General features: G+C 73.4%; 13 protein-coding genes. 3 read left to right on the top strand and 10 right to left on the bottom strand.

Features of this window, described 5'->3' with window-relative positions; all coding sequences use genetic code 11:
* Nucleotides 1–10: 10 nt before the first annotated feature.
* Nucleotides 11–1,096, bottom strand: a complete 1,086-nt coding sequence (locus tag WME83_RS44650; protein WP_437315811.1) for an ATP-binding protein — start codon at nucleotides 1,094–1,096, stop codon at nucleotides 11–13.
* A gap of 391 nt (nucleotides 1,097–1,487) precedes the next feature.
* Here WME83_RS44650 and WME83_RS44645 point away from each other — a divergent pair, with 391 nt between their 5' ends.
* Complete coding sequence (locus WME83_RS44645) at nucleotides 1,488–2,723, top strand: formylglycine-generating enzyme family protein (protein ID WP_437315810.1); 1,236 nt, start codon at nucleotides 1,488–1,490, stop codon at nucleotides 2,721–2,723.
* A 19-nt stretch (nucleotides 2,724–2,742) separates the two neighbouring features.
* On the opposite strand, the gene WME83_RS44640 is transcribed toward WME83_RS44645, so the two are convergent.
* Nucleotides 2,743–3,369 (bottom strand): LysE family translocator, encoded by a 627-nt coding sequence (locus tag WME83_RS44640; RefSeq protein WP_437315809.1) that lies wholly within the window; start codon nucleotides 3,367–3,369, stop codon nucleotides 2,743–2,745.
* Nucleotides 3,370–3,751: 382 nt separating this feature from the next.
* Here WME83_RS44640 and WME83_RS44635 point away from each other — a divergent pair, with 382 nt between their 5' ends.
* The gene (locus tag WME83_RS44635) at nucleotides 3,752–4,363 is read left to right on the top strand and encodes a hypothetical protein (protein ID WP_437315808.1); all 612 of its coding nucleotides are present in this window, start codon (nucleotides 3,752–3,754) and stop codon (nucleotides 4,361–4,363) included.
* Between the two features lie 75 nt (nucleotides 4,364–4,438).
* Here the strand turns inward: WME83_RS44635 and WME83_RS44630 are convergent, their stop codons facing one another.
* The 4 genes from WME83_RS44630 to WME83_RS44615 form a co-directional block, all read right to left on the bottom strand.
* Nucleotides 4,439–5,422, bottom strand: coding sequence for a hypothetical protein (locus tag WME83_RS44630; RefSeq protein WP_437315807.1), 984 nt, complete (start codon nucleotides 5,420–5,422; stop codon nucleotides 4,439–4,441).
* 67 nt (nucleotides 5,423–5,489) lie between these two features.
* Complete coding sequence (locus WME83_RS44625) at nucleotides 5,490–5,915, bottom strand: MarR family winged helix-turn-helix transcriptional regulator (protein ID WP_437315806.1); 426 nt, start codon at nucleotides 5,913–5,915, stop codon at nucleotides 5,490–5,492.
* Between the two features lie 131 nt (nucleotides 5,916–6,046).
* Nucleotides 6,047–8,350, bottom strand: coding sequence for a sulfatase-like hydrolase/transferase (locus tag WME83_RS44620; RefSeq protein WP_437315805.1), 2,304 nt, complete (start codon nucleotides 8,348–8,350; stop codon nucleotides 6,047–6,049).
* Nucleotides 8,347–9,507, bottom strand: coding sequence for a tyrosine recombinase XerC (locus tag WME83_RS44615; protein WP_437315804.1), 1,161 nt, complete (start codon nucleotides 9,505–9,507; stop codon nucleotides 8,347–8,349). The genes WME83_RS44620 and WME83_RS44615 overlap by 4 nt, the downstream gene beginning before the upstream one ends.
* 652 nt (nucleotides 9,508–10,159) lie before the next feature.
* On the opposite strand from WME83_RS44615, the gene WME83_RS44610 reads away from it, so the two are divergent.
* On the top strand, nucleotides 10,160–11,683 hold the full coding sequence (locus tag WME83_RS44610; protein ID WP_437315803.1) for an MFS transporter: 1,524 nt from the start codon (nucleotides 10,160–10,162) through the stop codon (nucleotides 11,681–11,683).
* 66 nt (nucleotides 11,684–11,749) lie between these two features.
* Here the strand turns inward: WME83_RS44610 and WME83_RS44605 are convergent, their stop codons facing one another.
* The 4 genes from WME83_RS44605 to WME83_RS44590 form a co-directional block, all read right to left on the bottom strand.
* Complete coding sequence (locus WME83_RS44605; protein WP_437315802.1) at nucleotides 11,750–12,643, bottom strand: hypothetical protein; 894 nt, start codon at nucleotides 12,641–12,643, stop codon at nucleotides 11,750–11,752.
* A 171-nt stretch (nucleotides 12,644–12,814) separates the two neighbouring features.
* Nucleotides 12,815–13,435: a hypothetical protein gene (locus WME83_RS44600; protein WP_437315801.1), complete on the bottom strand. Its 621-nt coding sequence runs from the start codon at nucleotides 13,433–13,435 to the stop codon at nucleotides 12,815–12,817.
* Nucleotides 13,432–16,515 (bottom strand): hypothetical protein, encoded by a 3,084-nt coding sequence (locus WME83_RS44595; protein ID WP_437315800.1) that lies wholly within the window; start codon nucleotides 16,513–16,515, stop codon nucleotides 13,432–13,434. Before WME83_RS44595 ends, WME83_RS44600 begins: the two co-directional genes overlap by 4 nt.
* Nucleotides 16,512–20,093: a protein kinase domain-containing protein gene (locus WME83_RS44590; protein WP_437315799.1), complete on the bottom strand. Its 3,582-nt coding sequence runs from the start codon at nucleotides 20,091–20,093 to the stop codon at nucleotides 16,512–16,514. Before WME83_RS44590 ends, WME83_RS44595 begins: the two co-directional genes overlap by 4 nt.
* Nucleotides 20,094–20,184 lie beyond the last annotated feature (91 nt).

Below are 20,184 nucleotides of genomic sequence, written 5' to 3'. Positions count from 1 at the left end.
GGGGGCTCCTTCAGGGCGCGAGGCGCTTCTTGGCGGCGGCGTAGAACTCCTTCCAGAGCCCGGTGCGCCCCTTGGCGACGGTCTCGCAGTACTCGCGCACCGCCTTGAGGTCGTCGCCGCCCTCCTTGCTCACGGCGCCGAGCAGCGAGCGGGACAGGTCGTCGGCGGTCACCTTCCCGGTGCCGAAGTGCTGCGCGAGGATGCCGCTGTTGAAGAGCACGCTGATCGCCTCGGCGGTCGACAGGACGGACCCTGGCGTCTTCACCTTGGTCTTGCCGTCCTTGGTGACGCCGGCGCGGAGCTCCTGGAACAGCGTCACGAGCAGCTTCGCGAGCTCGGCCGGCGGCTCGACGCCGACCTGATAGTCGCCGCGGAGCTCGGCCTCGCGCTTCTGCACGATGCGGATCTCCTGCTCGAGGTCGTCGACGACCGGGACGGTGATGAAGTTGAAGCGGCGCTTGAGGGCGGCGCTCATCTCGTTGACGCCGCGGTCGCGGGTGTTCGCGGTGGCGATGAGGTTGAAGCCGCGCTGGGCGGGGACCACCTGATCGAGCTCCGGGACGGCGATCTGCTTCTCGGACAGGATGGAGATCAGCGCGTCCTGGATCTCGGACGAGGTGCGGGTGATCTCCTCGAAGCGCGCGAACCGCCCGTCGCGCATGGCGCGGAGGATGGGCGAGGGCACGAGCGCCTTCTGCGACGGCCCTTCGGCGAGGAGCAGCGCGTAGTTCCAGCCGTATTTGACGTGCTCCTCGCTGGTGCCCGCGGTCCCCTGGACGACGAGGGCGCTCGTCCCGCTGATGGCCGCCGACAGGTGCTCGGAGAGCCAGCTCTTCGCGGTGCCCGGTTCGCCGACCAGCATGAGGGCGCGGTCGGAGGCGAGCGTCGCGAGGGCGACCTGCACGAGGGCGCGATCGCCGATGTACTTGGGGGTGATCGCGACGCCGCCTACGGGCTTGTCGCTCCCGAGGATGTAGGTCTCCACGGCCCTCGGCGAGAGGCGCCACCCGGGCGGCCTCGGCGCCGTGTCCTCGGCGGCGAGGGCGGCGAGCTCGTGGGCGTACTTGGTCTCGGCGGGCTGGCGGAGGTCGCTCATGGGCGAGGGAGAGGCTACCGCAGAATGGGGCCGAGAGAGCAATGGCACGAGCGGACGGGACCTCCTGGAGGGCCGGCGCGCCCGGCGGGCTTCCCGGGCGGGCGGTGCTCCTGATGACTCCGATTCAGCCGACCGCGCCTCGCTGAGGGCTGCCGTGCGCGCCTCTGGCCGTTCAACGCGACGAGGCGGCGCCGCGGGGACGCACAGAGAAGGCGCTGTGGAGCGGCGCGCGCGCTGCACGGCGAGGCGCTCAGCGTGCGGAAGACGATAACGTGCTTGCCATGGGCGCGACTTGACGCCGCGTCTGCTCGTACGGGATCTTGCCTTTACCCGGCGAAGGTTGCACCGACGGTGGCGCAACGATGGAAGGGCCAGAGGGAGGGAGCGGACCATGAGGCGCAAGCGCCGTGGACGAGGCACGTGGGTCGAGGTGATCGTCGCGGTCGTCCTCGCCGGCGGTGGCGCGGCTGCCTGCGGCGCCGATCCGGGACACGACCCTCCCGGCAAGGGCGGAGGCGGCGCCGGCGGGGCGGATACGGGCGGCGGAGGCGGCGCCGGCGGGGCGGATACGGGCGGCGGAGGCGGCGCCGGCGGGGCGGATACGGGCGGCGGAGGCGGCGCCGGCGCGGATGCGACGGGAGGCGGTGGGGCCGGCGTGGACGCGACGGGAGGCGGTGGGGCCGGCGTGGACGCGACGGGAGGCGGTGGGGCCGGCGTGGGCGGTGCGGGCGCCGGGACGCCAACTGCGCCCCGGAGCTGCGGCTCAGGAGAGCTGGCGATAGAGGCGCTGTGCGGAGACGAGAGCATCAGCTGCTGCGACAGCAGGTTGGTTCCTGGCGGCACGGTCGGGCAGAGGACGGTGAGCAGCTTTCTCCTGGACACGTACGAGGTGACGGTGGGGCGGTTTCGCGCGTTCGTCGAGGCGGGACAGGGGACGCGGGCGAGCGCACCCGACGTCGACGCGGGGCAGCACCCGAAGATCCCGGGGAGCGGCTGGTCTGCCGACTGGAACGGCTGGCTCAAAGAGGACACCGCGGCGCTCAGGGCCGCGCTCGGCTGCGGTTCGGAGCCTGGTTCGGCGTCTACGCACGCGACGTGGACCGATGCGGTCGGGCCCAATGAGGACCTGCCGATGAACTGCATCACGTGGCCAGAGGCATTCGCGTTCTGCGTGTGGGACGGGGGGCGTCTCCCCACGAGCGCGGAGCTGATCTACGCGGCCGTCGGCGGCGACGAGGAGCGGGAATACCCGTGGGGCCAGGGGCTGGATCCGAGCTACGCGAGCTACGACTGCCTCGGGGATGGGAGCCCCGCGCGCGAGTGCGCGTTCAGCGACATCCTCCCTGTCGGATCGAAGCCGGCGGGAGCCGGGCGATGGGGACACCAGGATCTCAGCGGAGGCATGGCGGAATTCACGCGGGACTGGTCGGGCGAGCTCCCGGTCCCGTGCGTCGACTGTGCCATTCTGGAGAGGCCGTCGATGGGCGCTTACCTGATAACCCACGGCGGGAACTATCAGCAGAGCGAGGTATTCCAGCGGGCGACGTGGATCGGTGCCTACCGAAGCCCGGGTCGCGAATCCGGGGTCGGGGTCCGGTGCGCGAGGACCCCGCCACCTGCGGAGTGAGAGCGCAGATGTGAAGCGCTCAGGTGCGCCGCTCGAAGGCGAGCTTGACGCCCATGCCGACCATCATCGCGCCGCTCGTCCGGTAGACGCCGGTGAGCGCCCTCGGGCGCGCGCGCAGCCACGCCGACAGGGCGCCCGCGAAGTAGCCGACCAGCCCCTTCACCAGGAAGGTGAGCAGCGAGAACGCCAATCCGAGGCCGCTGATGAGCAAGGTCGGGTGCTCGGCATCACCAGGGACGAACTGGGGGAGAAAGGCGAGATAGAAGATCGTCACCTTGGGATTGGACAGGTTGGACAGCGCGCCCTCGGCGAACAGCCTGGCCAGGCTCGACGGCCTCGCCTCCAAGAGATCGAGCGCGGCAGCGCGCGTGCGCAGGAGGCGTACGCCGAGATAGACGAGGTACGCAGCGCCGACGAGCTTGAGGATCAGAAACAGGGTGGCAGACGCCATGAGGATGGATCCGAGCCCCAGCGCGGCCAGCGCCGTGTGGCCCACCAGGCCGAGGCTGATGCCGCCCGCGGTCGCCATGCCCGCGGACGAGCCCTGCGCGAGGGAACGCGACATCACGAGGATCATGTCCTGGCCCGGAGTCACGATGACGAGGAGCGAAGTAAGCAAGAAGAGAACGATCTGGGTCTCCGACATCGCAGCGATCCTCTGTGTTGGGGTCCTTACGTGGTCGAATGTAACCGAGCCCGAACGCCGCAGCTACAGGACAGGGCTCCGCCGAGCAGGATCGCGGCGAACCACAGGCTGTCGCGCGGTGGTCAGAGCACGTCCCGGAGCCGCGAGGAGGCCGCTATCATCGATGCCAATATGTGTCAAACTGAGTCAATCGGCGGGGTCTCGGGTCTCGCTGAGCTCCGTGCTCTGCTACACACCGGCGCATCGTGGGCAGCGCTAGATCGAGCGCGACGGCGTGATCGCAACCCCATGGGCCAGATGAGCACGCAGTTTGCACTGACCGCGCTCGAGGACGGAGCCGCACTCACGGACGGCTCTCCCACCCCTTGGAAAGATGATGATCATGAAAGCACATCGACTCGCCCGGGTCGCGCTCCTGCTGGTCGCCGCACAGGTTCCGTTCGTTGCCGCCTGCTCGGGCGCGGTCGAAGGCTCGGGCGATCCCGAGCCGGATACCGGGAACGAGCCCTCCGGCGAAGGCGGCGGCGACGTGAGCGCGCCCGAGACAGCGCCAGACCTGTTCGCATGCGGCCTCGAGCTGAGCTGTGAGAAGATCTCGCGGCACCTCGGCCCGGAGCCACGAGAGGCACTGGAGTGCGCGGCCAGGCTCCTGCTTTCGGGCGGCACGGGCGTCCTCGCGGCGCTCGATACACCCGGACCGTTCATCGACGAGACAGAGTCGCTCATCGTGGTGCTGGGCGACGGCACCGCGCTCGTGCAGACCCGCGAGAGGCACTGCGGAGCCCCCGACGAGCCGCCCTGCCAGGCCGACACGTGGGAGGCGCCGTCTCTGCATCAGATCTGCGATGTCGAGATCCCTGAGTCCCTGGAAGAAGCGTGCGAGGAAGACTCCGAGGAGGGGTGTGTCTGGGTGCCGTGGTCAGGGCTGAGCAACTGCCAGGCCGTGGACGACGCCACCTGCACCGACATCGCGGATCGGCTCGCACCGAGGTGATCGCCCGCCTCGCCCGGCTCCGGTGAGCCAGACACCTGGCTCCGTGGCGGTCAGGCGAGCGGCGGATTCATGGGCTCAGGCGGCCTCCTGCCGCGCCCCCATCGCGTCGAGCGGCGGTATCCCGAACCGCGCGCGCACCTCGCCGAGCGGCAGGTGGACGACGTCCCAGAAGTCCCAGCGGTCGCTCAGATCGACCTTGCAGGCCGCGCCGCGCGCCACCGCGCGCAGCACCTTGCGCGCCTCGAAGAGGCCCACCTGCGGCGCCGCGATCGGCGTGATCTGGATCCCGAGGTGGAACTGCAGGATCACGAACATCAGGAAGGCGAACCCGTCGCGCCGGATGAACCCGGCCTGGAAGGACCCGGCCTGGATCTCGCCCGTCGGATCCGTGTCGTACTCCGCGAGCACGTGGCCGAGATCGTGAAACACCATGCGCTCCGCGATCGCGTCCCTGCTCTCGCCGGGGAACAGGAAGCCGCGCTCGGTGCAGTGCTCCCAGAACACCCGGCCGAACGTGCCCTCGGGCAGGAGCCCGAGCTGCTTGTAGCGGAGGGCCCGCGCGCGATCCTCGACGCCCGCCCCGAACAGGGGCCCGATGAGCTTGCGCACGCCGGCGAGGCCCTCTTCTCCCGCGGCCTCGCGGAGGAACGAGCCGAGGAGCCGGCGCCTCACCGCGGCCGTCGCGAGCCGCCGGTGGCCGCGCGCCACGAGGCGCAGCACGCCCACGCCCTGCTCGCGCACGCCGAGCGCCCGGTCGAGCGCCTCCACGGCGTCCACCTCCGCCGCCCTCACCGCGCCGTCCGCCGTCGCGATCACGAGCGCGAGCTGCACCAGCCGCTTGCGCCGGTGCGGATCCGGGACCGCGCGGGCCACCGCCTCGGGCGTCACGCGCGGCAGCGCGTCGACGTCGACGACGTCGACGCGCGCCCCGTGCAGGGCCGCGATCTCCTCGATCACGGCGCGCTCCGCGGGCGCGAGCGCTCCGTCGGCCAGGGCCACCTCCCGGAGCGCGCCGAGCGCGGCTGGGATCTCATGAGCCTCGAGTACGACGATATCCATGCTGACCTCCTCTTCGGACAAGGGGTTTCACGCGCCGCGCCCCGCGCGGCGCGCTCGATGAAGACGCTCACTCGCGCCGGAACGCGCTGACCGCCGACAGGATCGCCGCCGGGATCTCCTCCGGCAGCGACCTGGCCGTTTCCAGGATCACCCGCACGCGCTCCACGCTCGCCCGGTCGACGAAGCGGCGGCCGAGCGGCGTGAGCGCGAGCGTCTTGGCGCGCCGGTCCTCGGGATCCTCCTCCCGCGCCAGCAGCCCGCGCTGCACCAGGCCATCGGCGAGCCGGCTCCCGGCGGAGGCCGAGAGGCCGAGCGACGTGGCGAGCGCGGTGACCCGCATCGGGCCGTCCTGATCGACGAGGTGCAGCGCGGCGACCTGCGCCACGCTGAAGTCCTCCTCGTGCAGCGTGCGCGCGAGCCCCGCGATGATGCGCGAGAACATCATCCGCGTGAACTGCTCGAGCGGCGAGCCCAGGGTCTTTTGCTTGCTCACAATATTATTGTTTGTGCATTGTTTGCGTTGTTGCAAGTATCAATCGGCGCGATCGCCGGCACGGCTCCGTCCACCGTGCAAGAGCCGGCAGGTCCGCCGCGCGCCCGGCCGCGGTCACCTCGGCGCGCCGGTCACTTCCGCGCGCCGGTGACCTGGATCTCGCGCAGGCGCGCCCGCGCCGCCGCGTAGTACGGCTCGATCTCCTTCGCCGCCGGCGTCCCCCAGAGGTTCTTCCGCTCCTCCGGGTCGCCCGCCAGGTCGTACAGCTCGAACCGGGCGCCGCCCGAGATCGTCAGCTTCAGGTCGCCGCGGATGAACGACCGCCGCGCGTCGTTGTAAGGCCCGGCCGGCATGTCGATCAGCACGTCGCGCGCCGCGGCCTGCGCGCCGGGCGCGAGGAACACGTCGGGCAGGAGCGACGCGCCGGACAGGAAGTCCGTCGCGGGCGCGCCCTCGCCCGGCCCGGGGACCCGCATCAGATCGAGCAGCGTCGGCGCGAGGTCGATGAGGCTCCGCCGCGCCGAGACGCGCGACGGCGTCGCGCCCGGCACATGGACGAGCAGCGGCACGCGCACGAGCTCCTCCCAGAGCTCGAAGCCGTGGCGGAACATCTTGTGCTCGCCGAACGCCTCGCCGTGATCGCTCGTCACCACGATCGCCGTGCGCCCGCCGTACGGCGCCGCCGCGAACGCGTCGAGCAGCCGGCCGATGTGCTTGTCCGTGAAGGCCACCTCGCCGTCGTAGAGCTCCCGCTGCGACGACGCGCCGAAGCCCGCCACGTCGTCGTGCCGGAGGTAGTCGGCGTGCGGATCGAGGTAGTGGACCCACAGGAAGAAGCGCCCGCCCGTGTTCTCGGGCGACCCGAGCAGCCGCAGCGCGGCGTCGGTCAGCGCGGGGCTCGTCGCCTTGTTGTCGACGTCCCACGGCGCGCCCTCGGGCGGCGCCGCGGACATGTCCACCACGTCGAACCCGCGATCGAGCCCGCCGAAGCTGCCGAAATAGCGGTGCCCGTGCACGCTCATCGTGCGCACCCCCGCCGCCTTCAGCCGCTCCGCGACGAACGTGTCCTCCTCGCCGAACTTGTTGAAATGCCCCCAGTTCCTGTGGGTCTCGCTCCCGTACTTGCCGATGAGCATCGGGCCGATGCTCTTGCCCGTGTACGACGCGAGCGCGTACGCGCGCTCGAACACCGTGGAGCGGGCCGCGAGCGCGTCGAGGTTCGGCGACACGGGCCGCGGGTTGCCCGCGTAGCCGAGGTCCCAGCGGAGCGTGTCGATCGTGATGAGGACGACGTTCAGGTCCTGCGGAAGGCGCGCCGCGGGCGACTCGGCGGGCGCGGCCGCCTTCGGGGCCGGGGCGAGCGCGGCCAGCGCCGCGGCGGTCAGGTCGCCGCCGGAGCAGTCGTCGTCGACGCCGTTGTCGAGGATCTCCTCGGCCAGCGGGTGGACGCGCGCGTCGCGGTTGTCGCAGTCGCCGCCGCCGAAGAGCCCGGCCGCGCGGTCGCCGTCGCGGTCGGCGAGGCGGCGCAGGACCGCGAGGCTCTTGCCGCCGACGGGCGCGCCGCGCTCGAGCGCCTGGCCCACCGCCGGCGCCGCGTTGAGCGCCGAGGCCGCGCGCGCGGTGAGCGCGAGCGGCAGGAGCGCGACGAGGAGCGCCACCGGGGCGCGCACCGTCCGGACGGCGGCCGGCGCGAGGAAGGCGGCGAGCGCGACCACGAGCAGGAGCGCCGGCGCGCGCAGGTCGAGCTCGGGGCGCTTGAAGATGCCGTAGATGCCGAGGAAGCCGCCCTCGCCGGAGACGCCGCCCGTGGCGACGCCGACCGCGAACAGGGCCGCCGCGATCCCGAGCGCGACGCCGCCCGTGACCGCCGGGTCGACGCAGGCCGGGCGCCCGTCGCTCGCGGTCGCGAGCGCGCGCCGGAGCGGCGGCGTCAGGGCGAGGACGGCGAGCCCCGCGATGAGGCCGAGGCCGAGCGAGCCCGCGGCGACGGCGGTGCCGACGAGCAGGGGCGCGGCCTCGAGCCCGAGCAGCGCGCGGGCGAGGTGCGCGCACAGGGTCATCCAGAGGAAGGCCGCGAGCACCGCGAGCGGCACGAACGCCGCGATGTCGGCGGGCCGGCCGATCGCCCGCACGCGGAGCGAGGCGACGAGCGTGGCCGGCGACGGCGGGCGCGACGGGTCGACCACGATCGCGCCGAGGCCGCCGAGCAGGCCGACGGCGAGCGCGACCGGCGCGAACACGCCGATGTCGGCGAGGTAGGTCGCGAGCTGGAAGGCGGGGTCGTCGCCGGCGCCCGCCGCGGCCCAGCCGGCGTCGAGCGACGCGGCCACGACGCCGAGGACGCTGGCGCCGAGGGCGCTCCTGGCGAGCCGCCCTGCCCACGCGCGGGCCAGCGTCGGGACCGCGGGCCCCGGTGAGCTGGGGGTGCGCTTCACGCCGGGCTCCGCTTCCGCGCCATGGGGTGGGCGTTCCGCGCCATGGGGTGGGCGGCGTCGTAGACCTTGAGCAGGTGGTCGATCGACACGTGCGTGTACCGCTGCGTGGTGGCGAGCGACGCGTGCCCGAGCAGCTTCTGGATGGCGCGGAGGTCGGCGCCGCCGTCGAGCAGGTGGGTCGCGCAGGTGTGCCGGAGCGCGTGCGGGTGCAGGTCGGACCGGCCGGCGCCGAGCGCGCCGTAGCGCTGGACGAGGGCCTGGACGCGGCGCACGCCGATGCGCGCGCCGCGGCGGGAGAGGAAGAGCGCGCGCGGGTCGCGGGCGCCGGTCGCCGGGTCCGTGAGCTCGTCGCGCCGCTCGAGGTAGCGCTCGATGGCGGCGAGGGCGTGGGAGCCCAGCGGGACGATCCGCTCCTTGTCGCCCTTGCCGATGACGCGCACCGAGGCCCTGTCGGCGGGCCGCCGGTCGACGTGGGCGAGGTCGAGCCCGCAGAGCTCGGAGACGCGCAGGCCGGCGCCGTAGAGGGTCTCCAGGATGGCGCGGTCGCGGAGCCCCTCGGCGGTGTCGGCGCCGGGGATCTCCATGACCTCGGCGGCGGCGTCGACGTCGAGGAAGGTCGGCAGGGGGCGCCGGACCTTGGGCAGGGCGAGCTGGGCGGCCGCGTTCTTGTCGACCTCGCCGCGCCGCTCGAGGTAGCGGAGCAGGGCGCGGGCGGCGCCCACCTTGCGCGCGATCGAGGCGGGCGCGTGGGTGCGCGCGAGCGAGCCCAGCCAGCTGCGCAGGAGGAGCACGTCGAGGCCGTTCACGGCCGTGTCCTCGCCCGCGGTCGGGGCCTCGCCGGCGGCCTGGTCAGCGGCCGGGACCTTGCCGGCGGCCGGGGCCTTGCCGGTGGGGACCTTGCCGGCGGGGACCTTGCCGGCGGCGGCCGGGACCTTCCCGGCGGCCTGAGCCTTGCCGCGCGCCGGCACGGAGCGGTGGTCGGCGTTCGCGGCCGCCTTCTCGCGGGCGAAGCGCGCGAGCTGCTCGAGGTCGCGCCGGTACGCGGCCACGGTGTGGCGCGACGCCCGTCGCTCGGCCGTGAGGTAGGTGAGGAAGCGCGCGATCGCCTGCTCCAGCGTGGTCTCGCCGGATCGATCGCCGCCTCGCCGCACGTGCATCACCGGTTTGCCCTACCACCAGGACGCGGCGGCAGGCAAAGACTCGCCGGCGGCCCGCCGGGGCGCCGCGCTCCCGCCGCGCGGCCGCGCCGGGAAGCAACCCGCAGGCCGGGTGGAGGCGGCGGCTGCCCGACTCGAGCCCCGTCGAGGTCGCGGCGCGCGCTGCGCAGGGCCGTTGCGCCGCTCGCCGCGGCCGGCGCGGCGTACGGTCCTCGGGGTGCGCGGACGCGCCCGCCGCGCGTCCATGCTGCTCAGTTCGCTCGGTGACCATCGTTATGGCTTCGTGACTTGAGTTACCGAACCGCGCTTCAAACATGGGCTGTTTTGCCGTGGTGCGGCGGACATGGGTTGTTTCGCTGCGGGAGGCGCGCTGCGGGAAGATCCACGGCGGCGCGCTCGCGCGTGGGCGCCGCTCAATCGGCGTTGCGGCGGCGGGCTGCCGGCCGGATTCCGGACATGACGGTGAATACGAAGAGGAAGAGCGAGGATCTCCCCGCCTTCCGCCCTCGCGCGCCCCTCTCCTGGGCAGCTCGGCTGCCGCCTGTGACGGACGTCCGCGGATCGCGCGCGTGATCCCGATATGTGCGCCGCTTTCGGTGTGGTACGAGGGCTGGCGCGCTGGCGACGGCGCGCGGGGCGTGAGGAGCATGAAATGACGAATGCAGTCGTGAGCGAGCCGGCCACCGAGGTCCCGCCGAAGCTCTCCTTTGCTCAGACCCTGAGGAGCCTGCCGCGCTCCTTCTGGATGGGCTGCATCATGGAAATGTGGGAGCGGCTCGCTTACTACGGCGTGCGCGTGGTCATGCCCATCTACATCGCCCAGGCCGACGAGCCTGGGGGGCTCCACTTCAGCCAGCAGGACAAGGGCACCATTTACATGGTCTGGGCCCTCATCCAGTCGCTGCTCCCGATGATCACCGGCGGCTACGCGGACCGGTACGGCTACAAGCGCACGATCTTCGTCACGGTCTGGCTGAAGATCATCGGTTATCTGCTGATGGCGACGCAGCGGAGCTTCACCGGCTTCCTGCTCGGCGTGGTCGTCCTCGCGACGGGCACGGCCCTCTTCAAGCCCGGGATCCAGGGCACGCTGGCCCAGTCGATGGATAAATCGAACTCGTCGGTCGGCTGGGGGCTCTTCTACTGGCTCGTGAACGTGGGCGCGGCGATCGGCCCGCCGCTCGCCGGCTATCTCCACGGCAAGGGCTGGCCGTGGGTGTTCTACGGCTGCGCCGCCATCATCTCCCTGAATTTCCTGATGCTCTTCACCTACCGGGAGGTCGACTCCGGCGCCGACAAGACCGCCGACGCGTGGAGGGTCTTCAGGGACACGATCAAGAACATCTGGGACGCGCGGCTCATCACCGTGATCCTGCTGCTCTCGGGGTTCTGGCTGATGATGTATCAGCTCTGGGACCTGATGCCGAACTTCTACACGGACTGGATCAGCAGCACCTCGTTCGTGCAGAACAACCCCTGGCTCCCGGGCTCGTGGCTCGACGTCAAGGATGCGCGCGGGGTCCAGCTGAAGCAGGAGAACGTGCTCAACCTGAACGCGGTGTGCATCGTCCTCTTCCTCGTGCCGTTCTCGTACCTGGTGGCGAGGATGAAGGTGCTCTCGGCGATGACGCTGGGCATCCTCGTCGCCACCTTTGGCATCATCGTCTCCGGGACCACGACGTCGCTCTACGTCCTCTTCCTGGGCATCCTGCTCTTCTCCATCGGCGAGATGCTGACCGGCCCGAAGAAGAGCGAGTATTTCGCGCTCATCGCGCCGAAGGGGAAGAAGGCGCTCTACCTCGGCTATGTCAATATCCCGGCGGCGATCGGCCCGGCGATCGGCGCGCAGATGGCGGGGATCCTGTATGGCACGCGCGGCGAGAAGGCCACGCTGGCCCTGCGCTACCTCGCCGAGAAGACCGATGTCGCCCAGGGGAAGGCCTGGAACGGCGACGTGGCGTCGCTCCCGGAGCTCCTCGGGGTGTCGCGCCAGGAGGCCTTCCGGAAGCTCCAGGAGGTGCTGCAGATCGACGCGGCCCAGGCCACGCGCCTGCTCTGGGACACCTATCAACCCTACGAGATCTGGTACTCGTTCGCGGCGGTCGGGGTCGCGTCGCTCGTGGGGATGCTGCTCTTCTCCCAGCGATCGAAGCGGTGGAAGGATCTCGACGTGTAGGCTCTGCCGGCCGAGCTGCTGCGCGGCCCGATCCGTCGGTCGGGCCCGCGGGCAGGGCGCTCCGCGTTACTCCAACGCTTCGGCCGCCGTCGCGGCGGTGACGGCGCGCTCGTGCCACCGTTCCAGCACATCGAGCTCGGCGCAGCCCTCGATGCGCGCGTCCTCCTCGGGGCGCAGCGCGAGCTGCCGCTGCGCGAGCACCCTCCGCAGCGCGGTCCGGGCCTCGGCAATGCGGCCCTTCTCGACCAGCTTCTGCTGCACGTCCGGGTTCGCGCCGAGCAGAGCCTGAAGGATCTCGCGCTCCCGCGCCTTGACCTCGGGGTCCTCTCCCTTGCCAACCCACCACAACAGCTCTTCGCGTACGGTCGCCGACATCGCGGTGGATCTTACCATGCCGAGCACCCACGCGAGCGGCATTCGCGAAGCGACCCACCGGGCGAACTCGTCGAGCGCCCGTCCCGAGCGGGCCACGAGGAAGGGCACGAGCTCGTCGCGCAGCGGCAGGTCGTTCGCTGCGATCCACAGGAAGGGGAAGAACGACGGCTCCACACGGTAGCAGCCCGGCCCGATCGCGACGAGCGCGCGTTGCGTCCGCAGCCAGTCGGGCACGTGCGGCGCGACGAGCCAGAGCGGCTCCTGGCCCAACCACCCACGTGCGCTCTCTTCCGCCCGCTGCACCTGCCTCGCCTGCCGCCGGAGCAATGCGCGCTCTACCGCCGGGAAATCCAGATGGTCACCCGGCATCTTCAGCTCGACCAGGATCTCCTCGTGCATCCGGGCCTCCGGCCACGGCGCGGACAGCCCTGCGATGCGATCGGGGTGGCGTACGAGCAAGAGCCCATCGCCCTGCACCTTCACCAGGCCGATCTCGGGCGGATCCCGCCACGTGACGGCACCGCCGGTGATCCGCTCCGTCTCGTCGGCAAAGGTGCGCTTGGCGAACTGATCCGGATGGCCCACGCGCAGCGCAGTACCAGAGCGTGTTCACCGGAACCAGCGCATATCGCCGTGTTCATGGGCCCTTCGGCCCTTACGCACGACGATATCTGCGCGTCTGAGAAACGCATGTGCCACGAGTTTTTTTATGTTGTGGACCGCTCACTCCGCCACCGGATCTGGCAGCGCGACGGCCTACTCGCACGCCTCGCCGAGGATGTACCCGTGCTTGCAGATGCAGCGACACTCGACCTCGAGCTCGGGCTCGTTGCACGCCGGCCGGACCTGCCTCGTGTGGCTCGCCGTCCGGCCCTCCCTGTCCTTCACCTGCACCACGATCTCGTAGTCCTGATCGAAGATGTCGTCGCTCGACCAGTTGTTCGGACAGACGCCCACGTTCGCGAACGTCGAGATGTCGACGTCGACGCTCGCGCCCCAGCCGTCGCCGGTCGGCTTCAGGTTGACCGTCCTCACCTCGGACATCACCCGCCCCGACCCGGGGTCGCGCAGCGCGCCGGAGAGCTGGACGCCGCACGCGCTCAGGTTCGTCGCGCGGACACCCAGGAAGAGCACCCGCCCGCCCTGCGGCGGCATGATGATGTCGACCGCATCGCCGTCGCTCACCGGGCGCGATACGCCGCTCGAGTCGAGCGCGATGACCTCGAGCTGGATGGGCGCGCCCTCCTCGCCCAGGTAGCCGAGCTTGCACATCTCCTCGACGACCGGCGGAGGAGGCTCCTCGTCGTCGCCGCACGCCGGCGCGACGAGCAGCAGCGCCGCGAGCGCCCGCCGCGCCGCAGCGCGAGCGGCCGTCATCGATCCCGCCGCTCCGGCGCCGGCGGAGGGCCCTCCTCGTCCTCCGGCTCCTCCCGGGGGATGGGCGCGCGCGGCGGGCGCCTCGTGGCGCCGAAGGAGCTCGAGCTGATCGGCGGCGCCGCGCGCGAGTCGGGCGCCGCAGGCTGGGACGGCGCGCCGCCGCGCCACGGGCCGCTCGCCTCCGGCTCGGCCGGCCCCGGCGGTCCGCCGGACGCCGCGCTCCCCTCGAGCAGCCCCGCCTGCGGGAACGGCGTGCGCTCGGCCAGGTAGGCCGCGAGCAGCCGGTCGCGCTCGAGCTCCTCCGTGCTCGGCGGCGGCGGGGGATCGAGCGTCGGCAGCTCGTCGGTCCAGGTCAGGTCCGCCTCCTCCAGGCTCGGGACGGAGCCGGCGCTGCTGGAGAACCTCCGCGGCGCGTTCCGCTCGGTCGGGACAGGCTCCGGCGCGTAGCTGGGAGCAGCGCGATCCAGCGCATGGCTGGACGGACGGTCGGGCGCGTACCCGGGCGCGCGGTCGAGCGTGTGGCTCGACGCGCGGTCCGCGGTGTACCCGGGGGCTCGGTCGAGCGTGTGGCTCGATGGGCGGTCCGCGGTGTACTCGGGGGGAGTACGGTCGATCGTGTGGCTCGACGCACGCTCCAGCGCAGGGCTGGACCTCCGCTCCAGCGCGTGGCTGGACGCGCGGCCCGGCGCGACGCTGGGCGCCTGTCCCGGCGCGTTGCTGGGCGCGCGGGCCGGCGCGTGGCTGGGCGCGCGGCCCGGCGCGACGCTGGGCGCCTGTCCCGGCGCGTTGCTGGGCGCGCGGGCCGGCGCGTTGCTGGGCGCGCGGGCCGGCGCGACGCTGGGCGCGCGCTCGGGCGCGACGCTGGGCATGGGCTCGGGCGGGAAGGAGGGGCTCCGCGACGTCGGCGGCGGCGGAGGGGGCGGCGGATCGATGGTCGGCAGCTCGTCGTCCCAGTCCCAATCCTCCGGATCCACTCGGGAATCCGACCGGCGCGACGGCGGGCCGAGCCGCAGATCGGCCGACCTCCGCGAGATCGGGAACCCCGCCGGCGGGCCGATCGTCGGCAGCTGGCCCACGCCCGGATCCCGCGTGGGCGCGTCCTCCCGGCGCTCCATCCGCCGCGACGGGCGCGTCGGCTCGGGCGCCGGCACGGAGTACCTCGTCGACGCGACCTGCCCGAACGGCCGCGAGTCCCGCGGCAGCCGCGGCGGCGGCGGGACCGCCATGGCCGCGCGCGCCGCCGCCGTCGAGGGGGGCGGCTGCGTCGAGATGAGGTTTTCGTCGCGACCCCGCTCGGCCGACGCCGGGCGATCCGCCGGCGCAGGCTGCCGGGGCCGCACGCTGGTCGGCGACGACGCGCCCTGCGCCGAGCCAGCGAGCGGCCGGCCGAGCCACGCGGCGTCCTTGCGCCCCTGCGACGAGCGCGCGCCCTCCTCCGCCGGCCGCACCGCGCGCGGCGCGAGCGTGTCGCCCGGCTCGGTCGCCGGGACCTCGTCGCCGAAGAGGAGCGGCGCCGACCCGGCCCCGCGCGACTCCACGCCCGCCGCGCCCCGCCCGGAGCGGAAGCCGAACGCGGCGCGGATCGCCCGCTCGTGGTGCGGCTCCACCTCGACCGGCCGGACGATGAAGCACGGCTCCGCGCCCGGCGCCCGCAGCGACAGATCGACGTCGAACGGCGCGCTGACGAGGTGACCCTGCTCGTCGAACAGGATGCGCACCGGCGGCTGCGCGAAGTGCGCGGGCGACGACGGCGTCGCGAGCACGACCCCGAGCTCGCCGGTGCTCAGCTGCACGAACGTCCCCGTGGGGATGATGCCGAGCGCGCCGACGAGCAGCTTGCCGATCGCCCGGTCGGTCGCGCTCTCGGCGCCCGAGACCATCCGCTGGAGCACGGCGTCGAGCGACGCGCCGCCGCCCGACGCCCCCTCGAGCGACGGGAACGGCGCGGCCCGGAGCTCGGTGAACTGGCGGGCGGCCGCGAGGATCCGCGCGAGCACCGTGGGGCTGCGCCGGCCGCCGTAGAGCGGGCCCTGCCGGCCGCCGGGCCGCAGCGCGAGCGCCTCGTAGGCGATCACCGTGCGCGTGATCGACGGCGCGTGCAGCTTGCCGAGCGCCGTCAGCATGACCGCCGCGCTCGCGGGCAGCCGCTCCTTCTCGTCGTCGCTCAGGCTGCGCTCGAGCAGCGAGCGCCCGGCCAGCTCGTCGTCGCCGGCCGAGCCCGCGAGCGCCCCCGTGAGCCGCAGCCTGCCCACGTCGTAGAGGAGCGCCGCCGTGACGAGGCTCCCCAGCATCCGCCGGTCCGTCGTGAGCTGGCGCGCGATCCCCAGCGCGACGATCGCCGTCGACACGCAGAGGCCCGCCTCGTCCGGGTCGGCGACCTTGCCCGCGGCGACCGAGAGCAAGAGGCGCGCGTCCTCCTCGGCCGCGGCGACGAGCTTCTGCGCGACCCGCTTCACCCGCTGCGGCAGCGCCGGCTCGGACGAGCGCAGGGCCGCGTAGAACCCGCGCATCACGAGGATCGCCGCGGCGTAGGTGCGGCTGATGCGGCCGATGCGGGTGCCGTCGCCCTCGATGGCCCCGGCGGGGAACGGGTTCGTGAGCTTGCGGACCCGGACGCCGCGCAGGCTCGACTGGAGCAGCCGCGCGGCGATGCTGCGGTCGCGCTGCGCGTCGGCGAGGAGGCGGGCGAAGGCGGCGAGCTCGGCGCGGCGGACCGTCTTGTCGAGCACGAGCTCCGAGACGTCGCAGGCCTCGAAGAAGCTGCCGAGCTCCAGGGCGATCTCGTACGTCTCGCGCGAGGCGCGGAGCATCTGGCCGTTGATGAAGAGCGTGTTGCCCGCGAACACCAGCGTCGCGGCCTCGCTCCCCGACAGCTCGCAGAACTGGACGATGCTGTCGATCGCCGACGGGACGAGCGACAGCACCGCCTGGTTCGAGTCGCTGTGCAGGAGGCACGCCTTCGCGAGCCGGTAGATCATCTGCACCAGGCCGAGCGCCGCGCGGCGCCGCCCGTCGGCCTTCACGCCCGAGATCGCCGTCTCGCCGGTGATCTCGTGGAGGTTGGCCTTCTCCTCGCTCACGGCTTCCTCCCGCCCCGGGGCGACGGCGACGGCGCCGGCTTCGTCGACGGCACCGCGCTCGTCGGCGCGGGCTCGATCGCCGGCGCCGGCCGCGCCGACGGGCCGAGCGTGAAGGACGCGGGGCCCTGCCGCACGCTGTACGGCGGAGCGCTGGGGCCCGACGGCGGGGCGGGGGACCGCGGCGGCGCGGCCGGGCGCGGCATCGACGGCGGCATCGGGGGCGGCGCGGCGGTCGGGGTGGACGCCGCGGCGGCGGAGGACGGCGGCGGGCCGCGCCTGCTGAACGGCACCGAGTTGGGGGGCGCCGAGGCGGCGCCGGTCGAGGACGGCACCGGCGAGACCATCGGCGGCCGGTAAGCGGGCCGGCCGGCGTCGCCGCTGCTGTACGGGCCGACGGAGCCCGGGCGCGGGGTGCTCCACGGCTCGAGCTGGTCCGGCAGGCTGAGCGGCCCGCCCGGGCTCACGCGCCGGACCGAGACCGGCGAGTACGAGCGCGCGGCGCGGGAGGGCGGCGCGCTCGCCTCGGGGGCGGGCGGCGACGGCAGCGACGCCTGCGCCGGCGGGCGCTCGCTGGGGCGGGTCGGCGCGACGAGGCGCGCGGCGATCGCGACCGCGGCGCGGGCGGCGGCGTCGCGCACCGGCGGGGTGTTCCACCAGCGCGGCTTGGTGGCCTCCTTGACCGCGCGGAGCGCCTCGTAGCTCCGCGCCTGGCAGAGGAAGTGCGCGGCCAGCTCGCGGGTCTGCTCGATCGCCTCGGACGGGATGAGCTGGCGCTTCTCGAGCAGCTCGATCGCGAGCTTCTCGGCCCGCGCGGGGTTCAGCTGCGCGACGGTCTCGAGCCACTGCCGCCGCTCCGAGCCCGGCAGGTCGTGGAACGACGGCGCGATGATCCGCCGCACGAGCGTCGGGCCCGCGGCGAGGACGCCGAGCTTGCCGATGAGGCGCAGCGCCTCGCGGCGCACCGGCGGCGCGGGATCGTCGAGCAGCTTCTGGAGCTCCTCCCGGACGCGCTCGGCGGCGGAGCCCGGGCCGTTCGCGCCGTCGCTGCCCGCGGCGTCGGGGAGCTCGGCGAGCGCGCTGATGCGCACCTCGACGTGCGGGCTCGCGAAGCCGGCCTCCAGCGCGGCGAGCGCCTCGGGGGTCTTGAGCTGCGCGAGCAGCTGGACGATCGTGAGGGCGAGGGGGGCCGGCGCGCGCGAGAGCAGGTCGCCGAGCTCGGCCTCGCGGCCCGGCGCCCACCGCCGCATGTACGCGAACAGGACCTCGCGCAGGCGCTCGGACTGCGCGGCGCCGTGGCACTGGCACGCCGCGCCGAAGAGCGCGCCGTCGTCGAGCGCGTCGAGCGCGTGGGCCAGCCCCTCGGCGATCGCCGGGTCGAGCGGCACGAGGCTCCGGCCCGCGCCGGGCTGCGCCGCGCCCCGCCCTGCGCCGGGCTGCGCCGCGCTCCGCCCTGCGCCGGGCTGCGCCGCGACGCCGGCGCCGGCGGCCGCGCCGGCGCCCGCGGCCGCGCCGTGGCTGGCGCCGGCGCGGGCGGCCGCCGGCGCCAGCGTCGCGGCGGCGGTCGCCGCCGGCTCCTCCGGGTGGGTCGTCGCGAGGTCGTCGAGGATCGCCCTCAGCGCCTCGACCGGGAACATCGACTGCGCGAGCGCGCGGTCGATCGCGCGCGGCGAGAGCTGCGGCATCGCGGCGAGCTGCCGGCTGCTCGCCGCGCCCGCCGCGCCGCGCTGGACGCCCTCGAGCCGCGTGGAGAACGCGCGCCGGAGCATCGTCTGCACCTCGAAGGCGAGCTCGTAGCTGTGCAGGACGATCTGGTCGGCGGTCCACGCGGTGAGCGCCCCGGTCATGCGGTCGGCGTCGCCGTGCCTCGCGGCGTCGACGTAGCCGTCGACGAACGCCTCCATGTACCGCTCGGTCCACTGCTCCGACGGCAGCGCGATCTGGGCGCCGAGGGTGCTCCGGGTGAGCGGGTCGACGGCGAGCGCCGAGGCCGCCGCGCCCGTCTCGGCGAGCGCGGCCTCGACGTTCCGCTGGAGCGCCCGGCCCGCGAGCGAGCTCTCGTCCCAGAGGCTCTCGATCTGCGCGAGCGCGCGCGCCCCGATCGCGATCTCGCGGCACTGCTCCTCGAAATCCTCGGGGTCGACGTCGCCCTCGGCGAACTGATCGATCGCCATGTAGGCGATGTGCTCGAAGCGGCGGTCCCAGAGCGCCGTCACCGCGTCGTCGTCCTCGCCGATGCCGAAGCTCTGGTCGCGGAGCAGGATGGCGGCGAAGTCGCGGAGCTCGGCCTCGGTGATGCCGGCCTTGATCTGGATCTTCCGGACGCCGTCGGCGAAGAGCTGGTAAGGGATGCGATCGAACGGCGGCCTGTCGGGCTGCCAGATCGGCTGGCCCCCCGAGGTGAACGCGTTCGGCGTGACCTCCCAGCGGACGCCGAGCGGGTTCTGCGCCAGCGTGCGCGTGATCTCGTCGAACGCGAAGTGGATCCCCTTGTTCACATGCGGGTGGTTCCACCCGTACTGGCGGATGTTGCTGAGCACCAGCGCGAGCTGCTTCCACACGCCGACGAGCCGCTGGCAGGTCTGCTCGACGAGGGACGAAGGCTGCGGATCCGGGTCCTCGTCGATGGCGTCGTTGCCGCGGACGAGCACGCGCGGCGCCTTCTTCTCGCGCGAGGGGGTCAGCTGGCCGGCGGCGTTCGCGGCGGTCAGCCGGCGGAGCTCGGCGCGCATCGCGCCGGCGCTCTGGAAGCGGCTCCCGCGCTCGAACGCGAGCGCCTTGTCCACGAACGCCACGATCTCGACCGGCAGGTCGGGGACCTCGGTCGCGATCGACGGCGCGGTCTGCGTCGCCGCGAGGAAATACGACTCGGACTCGCTCCGGCCGCGGTTGAGCCGCTTGCCCGACAGCAGGGTGAACAGGCACGCGCCGACCGACCAGAGATCCGACCGGCCGTCGATGCCGGACACCCCCATCGCCTGCTCGGGCGACATGAACGCCGGCGTGCCGAACGTGAGCCCCGCGCGCGTCGCCTGCCGCTCGGGGTCGCGCATCCGGGCGATGCCGAAGTCGAGGACCTTCACGTGGCCGGCGCTCGTGACGAAGATGTTCGCCGGCTTGATGTCGCGGTGGACGATGCCGATCGAGTGGCACTTGTCGAGCAGGTCGAGCACGACGTCGAACACGGGCAGCACCTGCGCGAGGGCCAGGGTGCCGCCGTGGTTGCTCGCGAGCCGCTGGAGGGTGGTGCCCGTGAGCAGCTCCATCACGAGGAACGGCTCCCCGCGATCGCTGAGGTCGTCCTCGATCACGGCCACGCGCGCGGGGTGGTCGACCCGGTTCGCGATCTTGCCCTCGCGCAGGAAGCGGTCGCGCAGCTCGGCGTTGCGGGCGAACTCGATGTGAAGGACCTTCACCGCGGCGCGCGAGCCCCGGCGGTGGGTCGCCGCGAACACCGCGCCCATGCCGCCGACGCCGAGCAGATCGTCGAGCCGCCACTTGGCGTTCAGGGCCGTCCCGATCCGCGCAGCGGCGGTATCTACGAGGTTCGGCTCCTCGGCGTGCGGGTCGAGCGGGGCCATAGACCGGGCGGCGGACAAGGGCCGCGCCGTGCGCGGCAGAGGGCGAGTAAACCAGGCCGAGCATACATGGTTCCCGGTGAAGCGCGAACCA

Origin of the sequence: Sorangium sp. So ce385, from assembly GCF_051474135.1 — a bacterium.
Taxonomy (GTDB): domain Bacteria; phylum Myxococcota_A; class Polyangia; order Polyangiales; family Polyangiaceae; genus Sorangium; species Sorangium cellulosum_D.
This window is presented reverse-complemented; position numbering and strand designations above follow the sequence as displayed.

Excerpts from the sequence above, each read along its gene's own strand:
- WME83_RS44650 (WP_437315811.1), bottom strand. The coding sequence starts at position 1,096 with ATGAGCGACCTCCGCCAGCCCGCCGAGACCAAGTACGCCCACGAGCTC.
- WME83_RS44645 (WP_437315810.1), top strand. The coding sequence starts at position 1,488 with ATGAGGCGCAAGCGCCGTGGACGAGGCACGTGGGTCGAGGTGATCGTC.
- WME83_RS44640 (WP_437315809.1), bottom strand. The coding sequence starts at position 3,369 with ATGTCGGAGACCCAGATCGTTCTCTTCTTGCTTACTTCGCTCCTCGTC.
- WME83_RS44635 (WP_437315808.1), top strand. The coding sequence starts at position 3,752 with ATGAAAGCACATCGACTCGCCCGGGTCGCGCTCCTGCTGGTCGCCGCA.
- WME83_RS44630 (WP_437315807.1), bottom strand. The coding sequence starts at position 5,422 with ATGGATATCGTCGTACTCGAGGCTCATGAGATCCCAGCCGCGCTCGGC.
- WME83_RS44615 (WP_437315804.1), bottom strand. The coding sequence starts at position 9,507 with ATGCACGTGCGGCGAGGCGGCGATCGATCCGGCGAGACCACGCTGGAG.
- WME83_RS44610 (WP_437315803.1), top strand. The coding sequence starts at position 10,160 with ATGACGAATGCAGTCGTGAGCGAGCCGGCCACCGAGGTCCCGCCGAAG.
- WME83_RS44600 (WP_437315801.1), bottom strand. The coding sequence starts at position 13,435 with ATGACGGCCGCTCGCGCTGCGGCGCGGCGGGCGCTCGCGGCGCTGCTG.
- WME83_RS44590 (WP_437315799.1), bottom strand. The coding sequence starts at position 20,093 with ATGGCCCCGCTCGACCCGCACGCCGAGGAGCCGAACCTCGTAGATACC.